This is a genomic window from Pseudoduganella sp. GW821-FHT12E03 (assembly GCF_058807115.1).
Map to the genome: position 1 here is coordinate 878,009 of NZ_JBXAQJ010000002.1, position 22,556 is coordinate 900,564.

Sequence of the window (22,556 nt, forward strand, 5' to 3'; positions counted from 1 at the left end):
CCAATCTAGGTCAAGGCCGCGGATTTCTCAAGGTAATACTGGGCGCTGTCGCCAGCCTCCGCCAGCGCCTGCAGGAAAGCATCGAGCAAGGCTTGCGGCATGGCAGCGCCGTCCGTCAGCAAGCCCTGTTCCAGGGCGCCGGCGGCCGCTTGCAGTTGGTGTGCGGAAAGGTTTCCGGCGGCCCCCTTGACCCGGTGCACCAGCCGCGCGGCCTTGTCATATTCACCGGCGGCAATGGCCTGGCGCAATTGCGGCAACAGCGTGTCGAAATCGTTGATGAACACGGTCAGCAGCCGCGACAGCAATGCGGCATTGCCGCCCAGGCGGTGCAGCGCATGCGGCAAATCCAGGCCCGGCATGGGGGGTAATTCCAGCCGTATGGCAGGGGCGGGCGCCAGGTGTTCGTGGCCGCCACCGGTACAGGCATGCAGTACCGCGTACAGTCCGGCCGGATCGATCGGTTTCGCCACGTAATCATTCATGCCGCGCGACAGGCAGTAGTCGCGGTAACCGGCCACCGCGTGCGCCGTGATGGCAATGATGGGAACGCGTTCCCGGCCCGGCATGGCGCGGATGCGCTCGGTGACATGGTAGCCATCCATGTCCGGCATCTGGATATCCATCAGCACCGCGTCATAGGCTTGCTGTTCGACCATGCGCAGCGCTTCGCGGCCGCTGTCGGCCATGTCGACGGCGACCCCGGCGCGCTGCAGGATTTCACCGCACACTTGCTGGTTGATCGTATTGTCGTCCACCACCAGCATGCGCAAGCCGCCCAGTCTTGGCGGCGTGGCGCGGGCGGCGGCGCTGGCGTCGTGCGCCGCCTGCAGCGCGCCGGAGGCCGCCACCCGCAGGGCGATGGCGAACGTAAAGCGGCTGCCTTTGCCCGGTTCGGATTCGACCATGATGGTGCCGCCCATCTTGCGCACCAGTTGCTGGGAAATCGCCAGGCCGAGGCCGGTGCCGCCATACAGGCGCGTGGTGCTGGCGTCGGCCTGGGCGAACGCCTGGAACAGCCGGGTTTGCTGCTCGCCGCTGATGCCCAGGCCGGTGTCTTCGACCAGGAAGCGCAGGTGCACCAGGTCGTTTTCATCGTGGCTCTGGGCCCCGTCGTCGAGTTCCACCCGCAGGCGGATATGGCCGCGGGTGGTGAATTTCAGCGCGTTGCCCAGCAGGTTGGTCAGCACCTGGCCCAGCCGCAACGCATCGCCCATCAATTGCGATGGCACATCCGGCGCGGCCCATACCACCAGTTCCAGGCCCTTGTCGGCGGCTTGCCACGAAAACAGGTCATGCAGCTGCGTCAGCGATTCATTCAGGTCGAAGGGCACGGCTTCCAGTTCCAGCCGCCCCGATTCAATCTTGGAAAAGTCCAGCACGTCGTTGATGATGCGCATCAGGCTCTGTCCGGCCCGGCCGATCTTGCGGAAGTAATCACCCGGCTTGCCGGTCAATCCCATCTGGCCGCCCAGGCCGGCAAAGCCCAGGATGGCGTTCATCGGGGTGCGGATTTCGTGGCTGATATTGGCCAGGAATTCACTCTTGGCGCGGGTCGCCGCTTCGGCATTGGCGCGTGCCACTTCCAGCTGGCGCATCGAGCGCGCTTTCTGGAACGCCGTGACAAACGGTTCCTTCAGCGCGATCAGCAAATCGAGGTCGCTGGTGTCAAAGGCGCTGGCGCTGCGCTGGTTTTCAAACAGCAGCAAGCCTTCGGTCTGGCCATCGATCCGGATCCGCACCGCCAGCACGGCGCTGGCGCCGGCCAGTGGCTGCGCCGCGCTCGCGCGCACCAGGTAGATGTCGTCGGCGATGCGGTCGGAGGCGCGCGCGTACTGCGCTTCGGCGGTATCGAGCGCGAGGCGCTGGCGCTCTTCCGTCATGCCGACGTTGCCCCAGGCGGCGCGCAGGGTCAGTTGCTCTGTGCCGGTCTTGCGCACCAGCGCCAGCGCCGCGTCGACCCCTTTGATGACGGTGGTTTCATGCAGGATCGTATGCAGCACCGAGTCGAAATCGAGCTGCTCATTGATGGACTTGACGATGGCGTTGAGTTTTTCCAGGTGGCGGGTGCGCGAATACACCAGCGATTGCAGGCGCGCCTGGTCGCGCTGCAAATACAGGGTGCGCCAGCGCAGCACGCCCCACGCCGCCCCCAGCAGCGCCAGCGCCATGGCGCCGTAAGCCCAGCCGGTCTGGTGCCAGGCCGGCTGAACCTGCACCGCGATAGCCAGTTCTTTCTCGTTCCATACGCCGGCGCGGTTGGCGCCTTTGACGCGCAGCACATAGGCGCCAGGCGGCACGTTGTTATAGGTGATCGCGCGCCGTGCTCCGTCGCCTTCGTGCCAGCGGCGGTCGTGGCCATCGAGTTTCCACGCATAGCGGTTGCGTTGCGGCGCCGAATAGTCGAGCGCCGCAACGTCGAATTCAAACGCCTTGATGCCGGGGGGGACCAGCAGATGACCGGAAGGCGGCACGGCGCGGCCATCGACCGACACCGACGTGATGGCCAGGGGCGCCTTGTATTGCCAGGGTTGAACCGCATCCGGGTGGACCACGGCGAGGCCGCCGAACGCGCCAAACAATAAATCGGCTTCGGCGGTGCGGGCGGCGGCGTTGACGAAATACGTGCGGAACGGCACGCCATCGGCCCGCACCAGGGCGCGCGCCTTGAGGGTGGCGGGATCGGCGATCGCAATGCCATCGGTGGTGGCGGCCCACATGCGTCCCCTGGCGTCGGGGATCAGCGCCACCACCACGTCGCTGGGCATGCCGTCCTGGGTTGTGAGGCGGCGGAATACCGGCTCGCCGTTGGCGCCGGCCTGGTCCGTCATGACGGCGATGCCGCCGCCATGCATGCCGATCCACAAGCGGCCCTGGCGGTCGAAGGCCAGCGCGGTGATCAGGGGATCGGGCAGGCCGGAAACATGCCGCACCGTGCCGCTGTCCACATGCAGGCGGTTCAAGCCGTTGCGGGTGCCGATCCACAGCGTGCCCTTGCCATCGTCCAGCACCGCGTGGATACGGTTATCGGTCAGGCCGCCGGCGCTGGCGGGACCTTGCACATAGGCGCGCACGGTATCGGCTTGCAGGTCGTAGCGCAGCAAGCCGTCATAGGTGCCCAGCCACAGGCTGCCATCGCGCGGCACGATATTGCCGACCCGGGGCGTTGGATTGGCCGCCGGCAGCGCGATGCGCCGTACCTGCATGCCGCCCGCCGTGGTGCGGTACAGGCCGAGCTGGGTGCCAATATAGGCTTCACCGTCCGGCGCCGGCGCCATGGTCAGCACCACGCGGTTCGGCAAGGCGCTGTCCGGGTGGGCGGGATCGGGCCGCAGCGCCGCCACGCGGATGCCGTCCGGACGCACCAGGTCGACGCCCTGGTCGGCCAGCCCCACCCAGATCCGGTTGCTCGCATCCGCCATCACCGCGGTCACGGCCGATTCGAGCATGCCTTCGCCGCCAAACACGGCGCCGATGGCGCGGCTGTGCGGCGCATACATATCCACCGTGCGTTCATTGCTGACCCACACCAGGCCGCTGCGGTCGCGCAGCAGGGCGGCGGTGCGGTCGCTGGCGAGGCTGTCGCGCACGGCGGCCTGGTGCAGGATGCGGCGCGCATTGCCGCTGGCGGTCTCCAGCTCGATCACGCCGCCGCCGTAGGTCGCGGCCCACAGTGTGCCTGTTTCCGTCTCGGTCAGCGCCAGCACCATGTTGGCGTGGGCGTCCGGCACGCCGTCCAGCGGCAGCAAGCGTGCGCCGGCGCCGGCGTCGACGCGGCCGATGCCGCTTTTCAGTGTGCCAAAGTACATGACGCCGGTGCTGTCCTGGTACAGCGACAGCACGGTATCGCGCAGGGTGATGTCGGTCACGCCGGCAATACCGGTGATGGGTACCTCGTGGAAACGTCCGGTCCGGGCGTCGCGCCGGACCAGTCCGTTTGCGGTGCCAATCCACAGGTCACCGTTGCGGGCGGTCAGCAGCGCGCGCACCTGGTGGTTGGGCAAGCCCTGCTGCCCCTGGCGGAAATGGGTGGCGCGGCCGGTGGCGGGTTGCAGGTAGTCGAGGCCGCCCGGGGTGCCGGTCCAGATGCCGCCGTTGGCATCGCTGGCAATGGCCGTCACGGAACCATGGCTCAAGCCATTGGCGCTGGGCGGATAGCGGATAAAGCGTTCGGACGTCTTGTCATACATGGCCAGGCCGGCCAGGGTGGTGCCGATCCACAGGCGGCCGAGCGGGTCCACGTGCAACACCTGGATGAAGTCGCCCGGCAGCGAAGTGGCGTCGGATGGATCGTGCAGGAAGGTGCGCATGCGGTAGCCATCCCAGCGCGCCAGGCCCCGTTGCGTCCCCATCCAGAGAAAGCCGTCGCCATCCTGCGCCAGCGCCATGGCGGTCGGATGCGGCATGCCTTGTTCCAGTCCCAGGTGTTCGAACAGCGGGGTGGCCAGTTTTTCCCAGCGGCTGGCGGCGCCTAGTGTGGTTGGCGCGGGTGCCGAACTGGCCGAACTGGCCGGTGTTGCCGCCGATGCGGCGGTGCCGGCGCCCGCGCCGCCGCACAGCGCCGCCAGCAGCACCGCCACCAGCGCCAGCGTCCCTGCGGTGTGGACACGCCGGCGCGGCGCCGTGCCGGCGGTAGCGGAGCGCTGGGCCGGGGAGTGTGCGGCGAGGCTTGGGAAGGCGGGCAGGGCTGGCATGGTCACCGTTTGAGCATACGCAATTGCCCTGTGAAAGTCCATGTCGCGCGCAAGCGTGCACAGCCTGTAGGGCACGCTTGCCGGGAGGCGCGTGAATATGTTGCGACCAGAATACAACAATGTCTGTTAGTACATTGAATGGGCGCGCCTGGCGGTTAATTGCGCGCCAGGGCGGCGATCAGTGCGCGGCTGGCGGTGGACAGGCTGCGGTGCGGCGGATAGATCAGCGAAAAGGGCCGGGTGCGGCCGCCGTGGCGCGGCAGTACTTGAACCAGTTCGCCCCGTTGCAGCGGGCCGGCCGCAACGAAGCGGTAAGTCTGGCAAATGCCCATGCCCTGCCGCGCCAGCGACACCACGCCCAGCACATCGTCGGTCACCCGCAGGCGCGGCGGCGGCTGCCATTCGGTGTCGCCGCCGTGCTCGGTCAACAGCCAGGGCGGGATCTTGCCGGTGCTGGGCATGACGAAGGTCAGGCAACTGTGGTGGGCCAGGTCGGCAATGGTCTCCGGCATGCCGGCCCGCGCCAGGTAGGACGGGGAGGCCACCAGCACCAGTTCTTCATCGCCGAGCTTGCGGGCGGCCAGGCCGCTGTCGGGCAGGGCGCCGAGCCGGATCGCCATGTCATAGCCTTCCGACACCAGGTCGACATTGCGATTGGCAATGCTCAGCTCGATCATGACCTTGGGGTGCTGGTCCATGAACGGGTGCAGCAGCGCGGGCAATTTGTAGTGCGCATAGGTGGTCGGGGCGCTGAGGCGGATGGTGCCGGCCAGTTCGCCGTCGGCGCCTTGCACGGCTTTTTCCGCGTCGGCCAGCACGCCAAACGCGAGCCGCGCCTGCTCCAGGTACGCCTGGCCGGCATCGGTCAGGCTCAGGCGGCGGGTGGTGCGGCGCATCAGTTGCGTGCCGAGCCGCGCTTCCAGCCGGGACACGGCGCGGCTCAGGACGGACGGCGTGGTGCCGAGCGCCACGGCGGCGGCGCTGATGGTGCCTTGGTCGGCGATGGCGGTGAAGACTTCGACATCGGCCAGGTAATCGAAATGGCGGGGCATTTGGTCCTTTGGCGAACAAATGATTTGTATCGGTGGTTGTTTATTGTTCTTGTGGGTATGAATAGAGTAGCGCCTATGTTCAACCCCTACAAGGAATACGCAATGAAAACCATGATGAAACAAGCGGCGGTGGTGGTGGCGCTGGGCCTGGCGGCGGCGGGTGCGCAAGCGGCCAATGTGCTGGTGCTGTTGTCGGATGAAGCGGTGCTGGATTTGAAAGGCGGCAAACAGTTCGCCACCGGGTTTTATGCCAATGAATTGATGCAGCCGGTGAAAAAGATCATCGACGCGGGCCACAGCGTGACGTTTGCCACGCCGCTGGGCAAGGCGCCGGCGCTGGACAAGCTGTCGGTGGACAAAATGCATTTTGGCAATGATGAAGCGGCCATGCAGGCGCACCTGGCCTTGCTGGCGCAATTGAAGATCACGGCGGCGGACGGCTCACCTGTCATCAGTCTGGCGCGGGTGGCGCAGCAGGGGTACGCACGCTATGACGCGGTCTTCGTTCCCGGCGGCCACGCGCCGATGCAAGACCTGGTGCGCAGCCCGCAGGTCGGGCAATTGCTGGCGCATTTCCATGCAACGGGAAAACCGACCGCGCTGGTCTGCCACGGCCCCGCCGCGCTGGTGGCGGCCATGAACCAGCCAGGAACATTCGTCGCCGCCCTGGAGGCGGGCGCCGCAGCCAAGGCGCGGCAGTGGGCCTATGCCGGTTACAAGATGACGGTACTGAGCAACGAGGAAGAAGACATGGCCAAGGGCATGCTGGGCGGCGAAATGAAACTCACGCCGCAGGCGGCATTGCAAAAAGCCGGCGCCCTCTACAGCAACGGCCCGGCGTGGGCGCCCCACGTGGTAACGGACCGGGAACTGATCACCGGCCAAAACCCGGCCTCCGCCGTAGGTGTCGCCGACGCGCTGCTCGCCAAACTGAAGTAACAATGGGGTCAGGCGTGCATTGATGCATTACGATGGCGCCTGATCACCATGTCCGACCGCAAACCCGCATGGAGTGCACGCCTCCCCCAATGGGGTCAGGCGTGCGTTCGTGCATGCAGCGACAACGCCCGCCATTGCTGGCCTCCCAGGGTAATGCATTAATGCACGCCTGACCCCCAATGAAAAATCCTCAATGAAATCAATGGGTTGGACTGGATGGGAGGGCGCAATGCGGGGAGTAACGCACGAATGCACGCCTGACCCCACAGGGGGGAGAAAAAAGCCCGGCGCTTGGCCGGGCTTTTGGGGGTACCTCTCTCTATATATAGAAGAGGGCTAGTCCTTGATTTCCAGCGCCCGGTTCAAGCTCAGCGCGGCCAGCGAGCCGGCGGCGCCGGACAGCAGGTACAGGCTGACATAGGCCAGGCCGAAGTTGGCCGACAGGCCCAGGGCGATCAGCGGGGCGAAGGCGGCGCCGACCAGCCAGGCCAGGTCGGACGTCAACGTCGCGCCGGTATAGCGGAAGTGCGGTTCAAAGTTCGCCGTCACCGCGCCGGCGGCCTGGCCGTACGACAGGCCCAGCAGCACGAAGCCCACCAGCAGGAACACGTTCTGGCCCAGGTCGCCGCCATCCATCAGCATCGGCACGAAACCGGAGAACACGGCGATCAGCGCGGCGGTGGTGCCCAGGGTGGTGCGGCGGCCGAAGCGGTCGGCCAGCAAGCCGGACGCCACGATGCTGATACCGGCCAGCACTGCGCCCACCATTTGCAATTCCAGGAAGTCGCTGATCGAACGGGTCGAGTAAATGTTAATCCACGACAGCGGGAACACGGTGACCAGGTGGAACAGCGCGTACGACGCCAGTGCCGCCAGTGCACCGATCAGCACGTTGCGGCCCTGCGATTGCGCCAGTTCCACGACATTCACCGGATCGAGCTGGTGGTCGTCCAGCAGGCGGGAATATTCCGTGGTCGACACCAAACGCAGGCGGGCAAACAGCGCCACCACGTTGATCGCGAACGCCACATAGAACGGATAGCGCCAGCCCCAGTCCAGGAAGTCCAGCGTCGACAGCTGCGCCAGCAGGTAAGAGAACAGGCCCGCGGCAATGATGAAACCGACCGGCGCGCCCAGCTGGCCCAGCATCGCGTACCAGCCGCGCTTGTGCTTGGGCGCCGACAGCGCCAGCAGCGACGGCAAGCCGTCCGACGCGCCGCCTTGCGCCAGGCCCTGGCCCACGCGCAGCAGCGACAAAATCACGATCGAGGCGGCGCCCAGGTGCGCATATTCCGGCAGGAAGGCGATACCGGCGGTGGAGATACCCATCAGGAACAGCGCGACCGTCAACTTGGTTTCACGCCCGAAGCGGCGTTGCAATTCCATAAACAGCACGGAACCGATCGGACGCGCAATGAAGGCGAACGCGAAGATCACGAACGAATACAGCGTGCCGTCCAGGCGGCTTTCGAACGGGAAGAACACTTGCGGGAACACCAGCACCGAGGCAATGGCGTAGACAAAGAAATCGAAATATTCGGAAGCTCGTCCGATCACCACCCCGACTGCGATGTCTTCAGGGTGGATTTCACCGTCGCGCGCGTTGATGTTGCGTGCACCGTGAGCGTGGCCGCGTTGAGGATAGTCGGCTGGGTAATCGCCGTGGTAGGTAACAGTCATGGCCAACTCCTTTGTCTCTTAATAATTGTTCAACAGCTCCCCCGGGAATTGGGCGGGGGTGGGACAAAGTGTCCAATTTCCAGAGAGCACTGTTAGACGTTACAGTAGCATGTTATTCATTTTATGTAACGTACATTACCGCATGAATCCAACGTTGATCCAACGCGGACTTGCTCTTTCCTCCGTTTTGTGGCTTTCCGGCTGCGATATGGTGGTCATGAAGCCGTCCGGAGATATCGCTGCTCAGCAGGCCAACCTTGTTGTTGTGTCCACTTTGCTGATGTTGCTGATTGTCGTGCCCGTCCTTGCACTGACTTTGTTCTTTGCATGGCGTTATCGCGCCAGCAACACTTCCGCCAAATACGAACCCGACTGGGATCACTCCACCAAGCTCGAACTGGTGATCTGGGGCGCGCCGCTGCTCATCATCATCGTGCTGGGCCTGCTGACCTGGATCAGCACCCACAAACTGGATCCGTATCGTCCGCTGGACCGCATCGACGAGCACCGTGCGATCGCGCCAGGGGTGAAACCGCTGGAAGTGCAAGTGGTGGCGCTGGACTGGAAGTGGCTGTTTATCTACCCGGAACAAGGTATTGCCACGGTTAACGAACTGGCAACGCCAGTGGATGTGCCGGTGCGTTACAAGATTACCGCCTCGACCGTCATGAACGCGTTTTACATCCCTGCGAAAGCCGGGATGATTTACGCGATGCCAAGCATGGAGACCGAACTGAACGCGGTCATCAACAAGGTTGGCGTGTACGACGGCTTCTCCGCGAACTACAGCGGCGCCGGCTTCTCCGGTATGCGTTTCAAATACCACGGCCTGTCGCAAGCGGACTTTGACGCCTGGGTCGCCAAGGTCAAGGCGTCCGGCAATACGCTGGACCGCACCGTGTACCAGGCGCTGGAAAAACCAAGCGAAAAAGAGCCGGTGCGCTACTTCGCCGGCGTGACCGACGGCCTGTACGACGCGATCCTGAACCGCTGCGTCGGCGAAGGCCAGACCTGCATCAACAAGATGGTGGCGGACGACATCGTGCGCGCCCGTACCGCGGCTGAACTGTGCTTCACCCCACAGGCCAAAGCCCAGCCTAAACTTTCGATGAAGAACGACTAATGCAAGCCCATACCGAAGTCCAACACGACCTGATCTTCGGTCGGCTCAGCTGGGACGCGATCCCGTTCCATGAGCCGATCCTGATCGCTACCTTTGCCGGCGTGCTGCTGGGCGGCGCAGGCCTGCTCGGCGCGCTGACCTATTTCCGCATGTGGGGCCCGCTGTGGCGCAACTGGATCACCAGTATCGACCACAAGAAAATCGGCATCATGTACATGATCCTGGGTTTGATCATGCTGCTGCGCGGCTTCGCCGACGCGCTGATGATGCGCGCCCAGCAAGCCATCGCCTTTGGCGACAATGCCGGCTTCCTGCCGCCGCACCACTATGACCAGGTGTTTACCGCCCACGGCGTCATCATGATCTTCTTCGTGGCGATGCCGTTCGTCACGGGCCTGATGAACTACGTGGTGCCGCTGCAAATCGGCGCGCGCGACGTGGCGTTCCCGTTCCTGAATAACTTCTCGTTCTGGATGACCACCTTCGGCGCCGTGCTGATCATGGCATCGCTGTTCGTCGGTGAATTCGCGAAAACCGGCTGGCTGGCGTATCCGCCGCTGTCGGGCATCCTGGCCAGTCCGGATGTCGGGGTCGATTACTATATCTGGGCGCTACAGGTGGCCGGGGTCGGGACACTGCTGTCCGGCGTCAACCTGATCGCCACCATCGTGAAAATGCGCGCGCCTGGCATGGACATGATGAAAATGCCGGTCTTCACCTGGACCGCACTGTGCACCAACGTGCTGATCGTGGCCGTGTTCCCGGTGCTGACCGCCGTGCTGGCCATGCTGTCGATGGACCGCGTGTTCGACACCCACTTCTTCACCAACGATGGCGGCGGCAATCCTATGCTGTACGTCAACCTGATCTGGATCTGGGGCCACCCTGAGGTGTACATCCTGGTGCTGCCGATCTTCGGTATCTTCTCCGAAATCGTCTCGACCTACTCGGGCAAGCGCCTGTTCGGCTACTCGTCGATGGTGTACGCCACCGTTGTGATCACGATCCTGTCGTACCTGGTATGGCTGCACCACTTCTTCACGATGGGTTCCGGCGCATCGGTGAACTCGTTCTTCGGCATCACGACGATGATCATTTCGATCCCGACCGGCGCCAAGATCTTCAACTGGCTGTTCACCATGTACCGTGGCCGCATCCGCTTCGAGCTGCCGATGATGTGGACCATCAGCTTCATGATCACGTTCGTGATCGGTGGTATGACCGGCGTGCTGCTGGCGGTGCCGCCGGCCGACTTCGTGCTGCACAACTCGCTGTTCCTGATCGCCCACTTCCACAACGTCATCATTGGCGGCGTGGTGTTCGGTGTGTTCGCCGCGATCAACTACTGGTGGCCAAAAGCGTTCGGCTACAAGCTGAACACCTACTGGGGCAAATGGTCGTTCTGGCTGTGGACCATCGGCTTCTACTTCGCCTTTATGCCTTTGTACGTTCTCGGCCTGATGGGCGTGACCCGCCGCATGAGCCATTTCGACGATCCATCGCTGCAGATCTGGTTCCAGATCGCCGCCGTGGGCGCCCTGATGATTGCCGGTGGTATCGGCGCCATGCTGCTGCAGTTCTATGTCTCGTTCCGCGACCGCGCCAAGCTGCGCGACGTGACCGGCGACCCATGGAATGGCCGTACCCTGGAATGGTCGACCTCGTCGCCACCGCCAGACTACAACTTCGCGTTCACCCCGGTCGTGCATGACAACGACGCCTGGGCCGACATGAAGAAAAACGGCTACCAGCGTCCGCTGTCCGACTTCGTGGAAATCCACATGCCTGCCAATACCTGGGCTGGTTTCGTGATCTCCGCGCTGGCCGGCGGCCTGGGCTTCTGCCTGATCTGGCAAATGTGGCTGCTGGCAGGCGTGGCGTTCGCCGCGATGCTGGGCACCATCATTGTCCATACGTTCAACTACAAGCGTGATTACTACATCCCGGTCAAGCAAGTGACCGAGACCGAAGAAGCCTTCACGCAAAAGCTGGAAGCCCACGCTTGATATGAGTACCGCGACCATGAAAGACACCACGGATATCAGCGCACGTTACTTCGTGCGCGAACACCACCCGGAGAACGGCACGCTGCTGGGCTTCTGGATCTACCTGATGAGCGACTGCCTGCTGTTCGCTTGCCTGTTCTCGGCGTACGCCATTCTGGGCCGCAACTATGCGGGCGGCCCGACCGGCGCTGAACTGTTCGACCTGAAACTGGTGGCCATCAACACGGCCTTCCTGTTGCTGTCGTCGATCACCTACGGCTTCGCGATGCTGGAATCGCAGAAGAAAAAACTGGGCCTGACGATTTTCTGGCTCGCCATCACCGGCGTGTTCGGCCTGGCGTTCCTGGGCCTGGAAATCTATGAGTTCCTGCACCTGATCCACCAAGGCGCCGGTCCGAACCGTTCCGCGTTCCTGACCTCGTTCTTCGCGCTGGTCGGCACCCACGGCTTGCACGTGACGTTTGGTATCGTGTGGCTGGTGACGTTGCTGTTCCAGCTGAAAAAGCATGGCCTGACCCATGAAAACAAGCGCCGCATGATGTGCCTGTCGATGTTCTGGCACTTCCTGGACGTGGTCTGGATCGGCGTGTTCACCTTTGTTTACCTGATGGGAGTCATGTAATGGCACATCACAATCACGACCACGGTCATGGCCACGGCCATGACGACCACCACGGCCACGACGATGGCCACGACCACGGCAGCCTGAAGACCTACACCATCGGCTTCATCTTGTCGGTGATCCTGACCGCCATCCCGTTCTGGCTGGTGATGGGCAAGGTGCTGGACAATCCAAGCACCACCGCCATGATCCTGCTGGGCCTGGGCGCGGTGCAGATCGTGGTGCACATGGTGTACTTCCTGCACATGAACACCAAGTCGGAAGGCGGCTGGAACATGCTGGCGCTGATCTTCTCGGCGATCCTGGTGGTCATCGTGCTGTCCGGTTCGATCTGGGTCATGTACCACATGAACCACAACATGATGCCGGGGATGCCGGATGCGCATGACATGCGTATTCGTCCCTAAGCGTCCGTAATCGCAAGGTTCGGACCATGCGGCCGCACGACACCCAGGAGCAAGCCCCGCGCTTGCACTCTTCCGCCCTGCGGAAGTTCCTGGCCGTCTGTGCGGCCGTTGCTGTTTTATTGCTGCTGGCGCTGGGAACCTGGCAAGTGTTCCGCCTGCAGTGGAAGCTGGACTTGATGGAAAAAGTGGACGCCCGTGTCCATGCCACACCGGTGGCCGTGCCGGAACCCGCCCGGTGGGCGCAGGTCACGGCAAGCATCGATGAATACCGCCACGTCACCCTGACCGGCGTCTATCTCCCCGAATACACGACGCGCGTCCAGGCCACCACGGACCTGGGCAGCGGCTATTGGCTGCTGACGCCGCTGTGCGTGCAGTCCTCGCACACGCAGTCATCCCATATTGTCATCATCAACCGCGGCTATATTGGCCAGGAAGCCGCCAAGCGGATGCCTGCCCCTGCGGCGACTTCCGCCGGCAAGGCGGTCTGCGCCACCGTGGCCGGCCGCCCGCCCGTCACCCTGACCGGCTTGCTGCGCATGCCGGAAACCGGCCGCGCCTTCCTGCGCCACAACGATCCCGCCAACCACCGCTGGTATGCGCGCGACGTCGCCGCGATCGCCCTGGCGCGCGGCTTTGACGGCGCCATGGTGGCGCCATTCTTTGTCGACACCGACAAGGGGCAGGAGCCCCCGGCCGAAGACGAGGCGCTGCGCCCGGTCGGCGGCCTTACCGTGATTTCGTTCACCAACAACCATCTGGTATATGCTCTCACCTGGTATGCGCTGGCGCTCATGGCGGCCGGGGCCTTTATCTGGGTGGCGCGTGACGACAAGCGCCGCCAGGCAAAGTAGTTAAAATTATGGCCTTGGCAATTGTGGGAGTGACCGTCAAGGTCGTGAGTCAATCACGGACGGGATTGCGTAGGGCGGACTCTACGAGGCCGCCATGCATGCGCCGCCGCCAGCGCGCGCAGTACTTTCGTGCGAGCACGGCGGCTTGGCGCTTTGCGCCAAACCGCCCTACATTCTGCATAAGCAGCCATAGTTAATCACCGGCCGCCGTGCCGGTAACGAATGCCGGGCCGGGAGCCATGTCGGGGACCACTGATATTTTCGCAGTACTAAAAGATCCAGCCGCGGTCACCGCGCTGGGACAGGCCGCCGGCCACCAGAACATGCAGCAGCTGATCCAGCTGCGCTGGATCGCCGTGGTCGGCCAGATTTCCACCATTGCCATCGTGGCCTGGGGCCTGGGCATCCAGCTGCCGCTGGCCTACATGCTGGAAGTGCTGGCCTGCCTGATCGCGTTCAACGTGGCCAGCCAGTTGCGCTGGCACGAAAAATGGACCGTCACCAACGGAGAACTGTTTTTATCGATGCTGGTCGACGTGGCCAGCCTGACTGCCCAGCTGTATCTCAGTGGCGGGACCTCGAACCCGTTTATTTTCCTGTACCTGCTGCAGGTGATCCTGTCGGCCGTGCTGCTCGAGGCATGGTCCACCTGGACCATCGTCGCCATCACCAGCGGCTGCCTGGCGGGCCTGGCGCTGGTGTCGAAACCCCTCGCATTGCCGCTGTTCCACGAGCGCGGCTACTTCAGCCTGTACATCCAGGGCATGCTGATCTGCTTTGCCATCAACGCGTCCCTGCTGGTGGTGTTCATCACCCGCATCATGACCAATTTGCGCGCGCGCGACGGCAAGCTGGCGGAAATGCGCCAGCGCGCGGTGGAAGAAGAGCACATCGTCCGCATGGGACTGCTGGCTTCCGGCGCGGCGCATGAATTGGGCACGCCGCTGGCGACGCTTGCCGTGATCCTCGGCGACTGGAAGCGCATGCCCGCGTTCAAGAACGATCCGGACATGCTGGAAGAATTGCAGGAAATGCAGACGCAGCTGGCGCGCTGCAAATCCATCGTCAGCGGCATTTTGCTGTCGGCCGGTGAAGCGCGCGGCGAATCGTCGACCAGGACCACCATCAATACCTTCCTCGACGAGCTGGTCGACGAGTGGCGCGGCACCCGCCCGGTGCATACATTTGAATATCAAAACCACCTGGCGCAGGATGCGCCGGTGGCGTTCGATTCGACCCTGAAGCAAACCATTTGCAACTTGCTCGATAATGCGCTGGAAGCGTCGCCGCAGTTCGTGCGCTTTGACGTCTCGCGCGAGGGCGAAGCGCTGAAAATGCTGGTGACGGACCGCGGGCCCGGCTTTCAGCCCGCCGTGCTGGAACAGTTGGGCAAGCCGTACAATTCGACCAAGGACAAGCCGGGGCGCGGCCTGGGCCTGTTCCTGGTGGTGAACGTGGCGCGCACCCTGGGCGGCACGGTCGACGCGAGCAACCTGGTGCAGGGCGGGGCGGCGGTGCTGCTGACGCTGCCGCTGGCGGCGATTGCCGTGCCTGACGACGTAGAGGAAAAGTATGACCATTGAAGCAGAACGGGAAGCACACGAAGCGCAGCCCGAAGAACGTGTATTGCTGATCATCGAGGACGATGAAGCCTTTGCGCGCACCCTGAGCAAATCGTTTACCCGCCGTGGCTATACGGTGCTGCACGCCCCGGGCCTGGAACAGGCGGAAGCGCTGCTGGAAGTACATTCGCCGGGCTTTGCCGTGGTCGACCTGAAGCTCAGCAACAACACCTCCGGCCTGTTGTGTGTGCAATTGCTGCACAAGTTCGACCCCGACATGCTGATCGTGGTGCTGACCGGCTACGCCAGCATCAACACGGCGGTGGAAGCCATCAAGCTGGGCGCTTGCCAATACCTGGCCAAGCCCTCCAACACCGACGATATCGAAGCGGCGTTCAACCATGTGGCGGGCAGCGCCGAGGTGGAACTCACGGGCCGCGCCACGTCGATCAAGACGCTGGAATGGGAGCGTATCCATGAAGTGCTGGCCGAGACGGATTTCAATATTTCCGAAGCGGCGCGCCGGCTCGGCATGCACCGCCGCACCCTGGCGCGCAAGCTGGAAAAGCAGCGCGTCAAATGAGTGCATTGAAGCGCTTGCCCTTTACCAGCAGGCCGCCGCGTTGATGAAGTGCCGGTTCAAGCCGGCGGTGGCCGCCGTGCCCGGCCCGCCCCCATCTTATTTGCCTTGCAGTGCCGCGCGTTCCACGTAAGTGCGCAGCAGCCGCTCCACGGTGCCGTCCGCGCGCCGCTGGCGCACCGCCTGCTCCAGTTGCGGCAGGTAGCGGATCAGCGGGGATTTGCGGGCAATCGCGATATATACCCCTTCCGTGGCGATCACCCCGGGCAGGCGCACCACCTTGTCCTGGTAGCCAAAGCGGCGCAACTGGATCTCTCCGCCATACAGGCTGAACGGGTAGTAATCGGCGTGGCCCGCGTCCAGTTTTTTCCAGTTCAGCAGCGCCGATGAGACGCGGCTGACGGTCAGCCGTTCCGCGATAAAGCGGTCGAACTGTTCGCCATAGCTCTCGCCCAGCATCGCGGTGCCGTGGCGGCCGATCAGGTCGTGCCAGCCCCCAAACGAAAATTCCCTGCCGCGCGCCACCCACACCACATTGGCGTCCTCGGCAAAAGGCGTGGCGTGGTAGTCCAGGTAGCGCAAGCGGTCCGTCGTCCGGTAAGCCCCGACAATCACATCGACCTTGCCATGTTCGGCTTCGGCTTGCGTGCGCTTCCAGTTGCCCTGGGTTTTGAAGTCCAGCGTGACGCCGAGGTCGCGAAAAATCAGGTCCGCCAATTCCGCCCCGGCGCCCGTGATACGGTCGCCTTGCTGCCACGAATACGGCGGCCAGTCCGGATGGCCGGAGGCGATATGGCGCTGTTGCGCCACGGCGGGCGGCTGGAACACCGGAAGGGACAGGCACAGCAGGACGCCAGCGCAAATGCGCCGTCGCAGTGGCCTGGCTGGCGCGGCTGGCGGCATGGCGTGTCCGGAATGGAATAGCTTCAAATGATGCTACTGTGCGGCAATTTAACAGTCAATCACTGAATGCATGCCGGTGAAAGCGGGAATGCCGCCGGGCCACCCGCAAAATCCAGATCCGCTGATCGCGTGAATTTCCGGTAAGCTCGTGGTTCTTTCATCAACATTGACGAAGGGAACCTGCAATGGACTTACTGGACGCCTATTGCGCGCGGATCGGCTATGCCGGCCCGCGCACACCCACCCTCGATACCCTGCGTGCGCTGCAACAGCTGCACCCGGCCGCGATCCCGTTTGAAGCGCTCGACGTGCTGATGGATCTCGGCATCTCGCTGGACCCGCGCGACATCGACGCCAAGCTGATCGCGGGCGGCCGTGGCGGCTATTGCTTCGAGCAAAACCAGCTGCTGCGGCGTGTGCTGCAAGCGATCGGCTTTACGCAGGTCGAACCGCTGATCGCCCAGGTGCGCTGGCAAGCGGGGCCGGAAGCGGAAGGCCGCCCCCGTTCGCACATGGTGCTGCGCGTGACCATCGATGGCGTGCGCTGGTTGTGCGACGTCGGCTTTGGCAGCTGTGTGCCGACCGCGCCGCTGCTGTTCGACAGCACAGAAGCGCAACCGACGCCGCATGAGCGCCTGCGCCTGACGCCGCTGGGCAATGAATATTTACTGGAAGCGGAACTGGGCGCGGACGGGCAGCGGGCGTGGCACAGCGTGTATCTGGTTTCACCGGCGCCGTGCCGGGACGGCGATTATGCGATGGCGAATTTCTATACGGCGCACTTTCCCCAATCGCATTTCCGCCATGATCTGATCGTGGCGCGTACCACGCCGGAAGCGCGCTATGCGCTGTTGCGCAACCGGCTGACGATCCGCCGGCCCGATGGCGGCGGCGAGCGGCGCTTCCTGACGGCGGACGACCTGGAACGGGCGTTGCGGGAAGTGTTCGGGCTGCCGGTGCAAGCCGCCTGGCGCCCGGTGCTGGAACGGGCGGCGGCCACCGTGTGGGAGCAGCAATAAGCCGTCAGTCCAGTTCGCCGATCGCGGCGCGCAGCGCCTCCAGGGTCGCGGGTTTGGTCAGGTGGTCGTCAAAGCCGGCCGCCAGGGCTTTCTCGCGGTCGCTGGCCTGTCCGTAGCCCGACAGCGCGACCAGCCTGGTGCCGTCCAGTTCAGGCAAGCGGCGCATGGCGCGCGCGGCCTGCATCCCGCTCATGTCGGGCAGGCCGATATCGAGGAAGACGATGTCGGGCGGGGCCGCCTGTGCCTGCGCGATGGCATCGGCGCCGCTGTGCGCCGTGTTGACGCGGTGGCCTGAAAATTCCAGCAGCGACGCCACCATTTCCGCCGCGTCGACGCTGTCGTCGACCACCAGCACACTGCGCGCCGGCGCGGACGGCTGCGGCGACGCATGGGGCGCGGGCGCAGCGGGAGCGTCGGCCAGCGGCAGCCGTACTTCAAAGGTGCTGCCGAGACCGGGGCCGGGACTGCTGGCGCGGACCTGGCCGCCGTGCAAGCCGATCAGGGTCCGGACCAGCGACAAGCCGATGCCGAGGCCATCCTGTACCCGGTCCGGCGCGTGCCCGGCCTGGGCAAACATCTGGAATATCGTTTCGATCTGTTCCGGCGCGATGCCGATGCCGTTGTCGGTGACCTGCACCAGTGCACACGCGGCATCGGCATCGCTGCCGGCCTGGTACGCCACCAGCAGGCCGATTTTCCCGCCGGGCGGCGTGAACTTGGCGGCATTGTTGAGCAGGTTGCCAATGATCTGGGCCAGCCGGACGCCATCGCCGGCGACCCACAGCGGCCCGGCCGGCATGACGGCGGTGACCGTGTGGCTGCGCCGCTCCAGCGCGGCGCGGGCCGTCTCCAGCGTGCCGCGCGCCAGTTCCCCCAATTCCACGGGCGCCAGCCGCAACGTGATCTTGCCTTGCGAGATGCGCGACACGTCCAGCAGGTCGTCGACCAGCCGGACCATGTGGTCGGTCTGGCGGATGATCATCTGGCGCGCATTTTCCTGTTCCGGCGGGGCGCCCGGCGCCAGGTGCCGCAACAGTTCGACGGCGTTGCGGATGGGACCCAGCGGATTGCGCAATTCATGGGCCAGGATTGCGAGGAATTCATCCTTGCGCCGGTTCATGTCGCGCAATGCCTGTTCCGCATGCCCCAGCCGCAGCAGCGCCCGCACATTGGCCACCAGTTCTTCCGGTTCGATCGGTTCGAACAGGTAATTGTCGGCGCCAATATCGAGCGCGCGCACCTTGTCCGGCTTGGCCAGGTAGGAAGCCGAGGTTTGCAGCACCAGCACCATGGCCGTATGGGGATCCCGCTTGAGCCGGGCGCATACATCGAAGCCGCTGATGTCGGGTAGCTTGGTGTCGAGCAGCACCAGCGCGGGCCGCTGCGACGCCGCCAGCGCCAGCGCCTCGGTGCCGCTGGCCGCTTCGATCACCCGGAATCCGGCCCGCTGCAAGATGCGGGTCTTGGCGTAGCGGGCCGCTTCGGTATCGTCCACATTGAGGATCAGATCGTCATCGGATGTCATAAGGCCTCGCGCGCGGCTTGGACCGGACACAAGGCCCGCAGTTGCGCCAGCAGCGCATCGCGCTGGACAGGTTTAATGAAGTAGGCGTCGGCGCCCAGGGTGTGCGCCTTTTGCCGGTCCGCCACGGCTGACGCAATGATGATGGGGACATGGCTGCGCTGCGCGTCGGCTTTGGTTTGCGCCAGCCAGCGCCACGTGTCGCCGCCATTCAGGTACAGGTCCAGGATCACGGCGGCGGGTGCTTCGGCATTCCACGCCTGCTCCGCTTCCCACAGGCTGGACGCGGGCACCAGGCGGTACGGCGTGTCGCGCAGGAAGCTGCGGTACAGCCCCAGCGTGCCGCGGTCGTCCTCGATGGCCAGCACCGGAATGCCTGCCTTGTGCGGCCCCGGGGCGGCGTCGGGCGCCTCGGCGGCATGCGGTGCCGCGGCGTACACCAGCGGCACCGTGACATGAAACGTCGACCCCGCGCCGGGCGCGCTGTCCAGCCCCACCGCGCCGCCCAGCAGCGCCGCCAGGCGGCGGCACAGCGGCAAACCCAGGCCCGTGCCTTTCACATGGCGCTGCAGGTGGCTGGGCACCTGCGAAAACTCCTCGAAGATGATGTGCTGGTATTCCAGCGCGATGCCGATGCCGGTGTCCTGCACGGCAAAGCGCACCATGGCGCCTTCGGACACGAGTGCGGCCGAGACGCGCACGTGGCCCTGTTCCGTGAACTTCAATGCATTGGAAATGAAATTGCGCAGGATTTGCGACAGCTTGGCGTCATCGCCGACCATGGACAAGGCCTGGTCCGGCATGTCGAACTCGAGTTCCACGCGGGTACCCACCAGCAGCGGGCGCAGCATGCCGCGCAGCGCGCTGAACATGTCGGCCACGTCGAAGGGGGCGGCGTGGACTTCGACCTTGCCCGCCTCGATCTTGGCCAGGTCCAGCAAATCGTCCACCAGCTCGGCCAGCGCATCGGCGCTTTTCAGGATATAGCCGCACTGCTTTTCCTGTTCGGATTCGAGTTCGCCGTCGGCGCGCGACAGCAGCAGCTTGGCCAGCGCGCGGATGGAGCTGAGCGGGGTGCGGAATTCATGGCTCATGTTGGACAGGAAGCGCGACTTCATCTCGTCGGCGCGGCGCAGGTGGTCGGCCTGCTGGTCCAGTTCCGCGTACAGCGCCACCACGCCCCGGTTGGTGTCTTCCAGTTCCCGCGTCAGTTGCACCAGCTCATCCTGGCGCGCCTGCAGTTCCGCCAGGGCGGTCAGCAACTCGCGGTTTTGCTGCTGCATTTCCGACAGGGCGATCGAGTTCGATTGCGCAACCGGCTCCGCGTGCAGTTGCGCCCCCATGGCGCCGATGTCATTGGCCGCCAGCAGCGGCGCGTCCGGCGGCAGCAGCTTCTTGAGCGTGACCGTGGTGCCCTGGTCCGGCGCCGTCACAATGTCGCACTGGTCCATCAGCCGGCGGACGCCCAGCAGCCCCAGGCCCATGCCGGTGCGCGACTGGTAGCGCCCGGACAGGACCAGCGCCAGGTCGGCAATGCCGGGTCCCCGGTCTTCCACGCGGATCACCAGCAATTGCGGCGCGGTGTTGCCCTCGACGGAAAATTCCACCTTGCCGCTGCGCGCATAGCTGTAGACGTTGCGCGCCAGTTCCGACACCGCCGTGGCGATACGGGCCTGGTCCTGGTTGCCAAAGCCGCACAGCAGGGCGATCTGGCGCGCGCGCTGGCGCGACGCCACCACGTCGACTTCGTTGGAAACCTGGAGTGTCAGTATCCGCAGGCTCATGCGGCGCTCCCCCGCGCATCGCGCAGCACCAGCACCGTCGCGTCATCGCGCCGGCGGCCAAAGTCGCGGAACAGCACCGCGGCAATCACGGCCGGATGGCACAGCGCCAGGCCCGGATAATCGTCGAGGTTCCAGCGCGTGCCGATGCCGTCGCTGTGCAAGATCAGCATGCCGTCCGGGCCCCATTGCGCATCGAATTCCTGCACCTTGCGCATATTGCTGCCGACGATGCCGTTATGCGACACCAACTGGCGCCGCGCCTGTCCCAGCCAGGCGTGGCACGCCACATTGCCGATGCCGGCCAGCACCAGCCGTTCTCCCAGCATGTCGATGCGCACCACGGCGACCGCCGCGCCGCGGGTGGCGCGCAGCGCCAGGTGCGCCTCTTCCAGCAACAGCGCGGCGCGCCGGCCGGGTTGCGCCATGACCGTGTCCACCGCGGCTTGCGCGGCGATGGCCGCCTGGCCGCCGTGCCCCAGGCCATCGGCCACCAGCGCGGTGGCGCCGGTGGCGTCGCAGGCCACGGCCCAGCCGTCGCCGCACTCGGTTTCGCCCGGCAAGGCCTGGCTGACCAGGCCCAGTTGCAGCGGGCTGCCACGATGGCCGGCATCGGGAGGAGCGCCGCCGCGCCATAGCGACAGCGCAAACACGGCGCCTTTGCCCGGTGCGCTCCAGGCGTCGAGGGAGGCGGAAAGACGCGCCATGGCGCCGAGGCCGACGCCATAGCTGCCGGCGGTGGAGCGGCCGTCCTCCATGCTGGCCGGCAAACTGGCCATGCCCGGACCGTTGTCGATGGCGAGCAGTTCGATGCCATCGGCGCCGTCGCGGTGCAGGGGGCGCAGCAAGATTTCGCCCTGGCACGCGTGCTTGAGGATATTGGTGGCGGCTTCGGTGGCGACAATCGCGGCTTCGCCGCATTGGGTCGCGTCAAAACCCTGGCGCGCCGCCATGTCGGAGGCGGCGCGGCGTACCGCCGCGACATGGCTGCTGTCGATGACGGGGCAGCACAACTGGCCTGCGGGGGCGTGGTCGAGGCGGTACATTAATAGGGTTTCCATTTGGTGATGCTGACGGTGGTGCCGGCGCCGGGCGCCGACTGGATGTCGAATTCGTCCGCCAGCCGCTTGGCGCCCGACAAGCCCAGTCCCATGCCGCCGCCCGTGGTATAGCCGTCCGTCAGCGCCAGGCCGAGATCGGGAATGCCGGGGCCCTGGTCGATAAACACCAGTTGCACGCCATTGCGCAGTCCCTGTTGCATGTGCTGCACGTGGACTTCGCCGCCGCCGCCGTAGCGCAGGGTATTGCGCGCCAGTTCGCTGGCCGCCGTCACCATCTTGGTCTGGTCGATCAATGAAAAACCCAGCGCCACCAGCTTTTCACGCACCTGCTGGCGCAGCCGCACCACGTCTTCATCGCTGCGCAGCGGCAGGGTGGCGGCGCTGGCGTCCATGCGGCTCATGCGATCTGCCGCTGCAGCAGTACTATGCCTTTTTCCACGTTGAGCGCGGTCTGGACGCCGTGCAAGGTCAGGCCCAGTTCGACCAGCGTGATGGCGACGGCCGGCTGCATCCCGACCAGCACCGTATGGGCATCGAGCACCCGCGCCATGGCGGCGGTGTTGCTGATCATGCGGCCAATAAAGGAATCGACGATATCCAGCGTGGAAATGTCGATCAGCACGCCGCGCGCCTTTTCCCGCACGATGCGCTCGGTCAGGTCGTCCTGCAGCGCCATGGCCAGGCGGTCGTGCATGTCAACCTGGATCGTCACCAGCAGCAGCTGGCCCATTTTCAATATCGGGATACGGTCCAT

At 64.8% G+C, this 22,556-nt stretch carries 18 protein-coding genes; 9 read left to right on the forward strand and 9 right to left on the reverse strand.

Going from position 1 to position 22,556, the window contains the following annotated elements:
* Positions 1-5: 5 nt before the first annotated feature.
* Together AC1RRC_RS07590 and AC1RRC_RS07595 are read right to left on the reverse strand one after the other, a co-directional pair.
* On the reverse strand, positions 6-4,691 hold the full coding sequence (locus AC1RRC_RS07590; RefSeq protein WP_493054653.1) for a hybrid sensor histidine kinase/response regulator: 4,686 nt from the start codon (positions 4,689-4,691) through the stop codon (positions 6-8).
* Positions 4,692-4,846: 155 nt separating this feature from the next.
* Positions 4,847-5,743 (reverse strand): LysR family transcriptional regulator, encoded by an 897-nt coding sequence (locus tag AC1RRC_RS07595; protein WP_493054654.1) that lies wholly within the window; start codon positions 5,741-5,743, stop codon positions 4,847-4,849.
* Positions 5,744-5,845: 102 nt separating this feature from the next.
* On the opposite strand from AC1RRC_RS07595, the gene AC1RRC_RS07600 reads away from it, so the two are divergent.
* Entirely contained in the window at positions 5,846-6,682 is an 837-nt protein-coding gene (locus AC1RRC_RS07600) for a type 1 glutamine amidotransferase domain-containing protein (protein WP_493054655.1), read from the forward strand.
* A gap of 336 nt (positions 6,683-7,018) precedes the next feature.
* Here the strand turns inward: AC1RRC_RS07600 and AC1RRC_RS07605 are convergent, their stop codons facing one another.
* Positions 7,019-8,362 carry an MFS transporter gene (locus AC1RRC_RS07605; protein ID WP_493054656.1) on the reverse strand — a complete coding sequence of 448 codons (1,344 nt, stop codon included), beginning with the start codon at positions 8,360-8,362 and terminating at the stop codon, positions 7,019-7,021.
* 142 nt (positions 8,363-8,504) lie between these two features.
* On the opposite strand from AC1RRC_RS07605, the gene cyoA reads away from it, so the two are divergent.
* The 7 genes from cyoA to AC1RRC_RS07640 all read left to right on the forward strand — a co-directional run bounded on the left by cyoA (position 8,505) and on the right by AC1RRC_RS07640 (position 15,519).
* Positions 8,505-9,485 (forward strand): ubiquinol oxidase subunit II, encoded by a 981-nt coding sequence (gene cyoA / locus AC1RRC_RS07610; protein WP_493054657.1) that lies wholly within the window; start codon positions 8,505-8,507, stop codon positions 9,483-9,485.
* Positions 9,485-11,491: a cytochrome o ubiquinol oxidase subunit I gene (gene cyoB / locus AC1RRC_RS07615; RefSeq protein ID WP_493054658.1), complete on the forward strand. Its 2,007-nt coding sequence runs from the start codon at positions 9,485-9,487 to the stop codon at positions 11,489-11,491. The genes cyoA and cyoB overlap by 1 nt, the downstream gene beginning before the upstream one ends.
* Positions 11,492-11,507: 16 nt before the next feature.
* On the forward strand, positions 11,508-12,113 hold the full coding sequence (gene cyoC, locus AC1RRC_RS07620; protein ID WP_493054659.1) for a cytochrome o ubiquinol oxidase subunit III: 606 nt from the start codon (positions 11,508-11,510) through the stop codon (positions 12,111-12,113).
* Entirely contained in the window at positions 12,113-12,520 is a 408-nt protein-coding gene (gene cyoD / locus AC1RRC_RS07625; protein ID WP_493054660.1) for a cytochrome o ubiquinol oxidase subunit IV, read from the forward strand. Before cyoC ends, cyoD begins: the two co-directional genes overlap by 1 nt.
* A 26-nt stretch (positions 12,521-12,546) precedes the next feature.
* Entirely contained in the window at positions 12,547-13,374 is an 828-nt protein-coding gene (locus AC1RRC_RS07630; protein WP_493054661.1) for an SURF1 family protein, read from the forward strand.
* A gap of 239 nt (positions 13,375-13,613) precedes the next feature.
* Positions 13,614-14,957: an ATP-binding protein gene (locus tag AC1RRC_RS07635; protein ID WP_493054662.1), complete on the forward strand. Its 1,344-nt coding sequence runs from the start codon at positions 13,614-13,616 to the stop codon at positions 14,955-14,957.
* A complete protein-coding gene (locus AC1RRC_RS07640; RefSeq protein ID WP_493054663.1) occupies positions 14,947-15,519 on the forward strand; it encodes a response regulator transcription factor in 573 nt (190 codons plus the stop codon). Before AC1RRC_RS07635 ends, AC1RRC_RS07640 begins: the two co-directional genes overlap by 11 nt.
* Before the next feature lie 96 nt (positions 15,520-15,615).
* Here AC1RRC_RS07640 and AC1RRC_RS07645 read toward each other — a convergent pair whose 3' ends face one another.
* Positions 15,616-16,419, reverse strand: a complete 804-nt coding sequence (locus AC1RRC_RS07645) for a substrate-binding periplasmic protein (protein WP_493054664.1) — start codon at positions 16,417-16,419, stop codon at positions 15,616-15,618.
* A gap of 185 nt (positions 16,420-16,604) precedes the next feature.
* Here AC1RRC_RS07645 and AC1RRC_RS07650 point away from each other — a divergent pair, with 185 nt between their 5' ends.
* Positions 16,605-17,438 (forward strand): arylamine N-acetyltransferase family protein, encoded by an 834-nt coding sequence (locus AC1RRC_RS07650; protein WP_493054665.1) that lies wholly within the window; start codon positions 16,605-16,607, stop codon positions 17,436-17,438.
* Between the two features lie 4 nt (positions 17,439-17,442).
* Here AC1RRC_RS07650 and AC1RRC_RS07655 read toward each other — a convergent pair whose 3' ends face one another.
* Genes AC1RRC_RS07655 through AC1RRC_RS07675 form a run of 5 tightly spaced genes read right to left on the reverse strand, consistent with a single transcriptional unit; the run spans position 17,443 to position 22,556 of the window.
* Positions 17,443-18,963 (reverse strand): response regulator, encoded by a 1,521-nt coding sequence (locus AC1RRC_RS07655; protein ID WP_493054666.1) that lies wholly within the window; start codon positions 18,961-18,963, stop codon positions 17,443-17,445.
* Entirely contained in the window at positions 18,960-20,744 is a 1,785-nt protein-coding gene (locus AC1RRC_RS07660) for an ATP-binding protein (protein ID WP_493054667.1), read from the reverse strand. Before AC1RRC_RS07660 ends, AC1RRC_RS07655 begins: the two co-directional genes overlap by 4 nt.
* Positions 20,741-21,802 carry an ATP-binding protein gene (locus AC1RRC_RS07665; RefSeq protein ID WP_493054668.1) on the reverse strand — a complete coding sequence of 354 codons (1,062 nt, stop codon included), beginning with the start codon at positions 21,800-21,802 and terminating at the stop codon, positions 20,741-20,743. Before AC1RRC_RS07665 ends, AC1RRC_RS07660 begins: the two co-directional genes overlap by 4 nt.
* Positions 21,787-22,203: an anti-sigma regulatory factor gene (locus AC1RRC_RS07670; RefSeq protein WP_493054669.1), complete on the reverse strand. Its 417-nt coding sequence runs from the start codon at positions 22,201-22,203 to the stop codon at positions 21,787-21,789. Before AC1RRC_RS07670 ends, AC1RRC_RS07665 begins: the two co-directional genes overlap by 16 nt.
* Positions 22,200-22,556 (reverse strand): STAS domain-containing protein, encoded by a 357-nt coding sequence (locus tag AC1RRC_RS07675; protein WP_493054670.1) that lies wholly within the window; start codon positions 22,554-22,556, stop codon positions 22,200-22,202. The genes AC1RRC_RS07670 and AC1RRC_RS07675 overlap by 4 nt, the downstream gene beginning before the upstream one ends.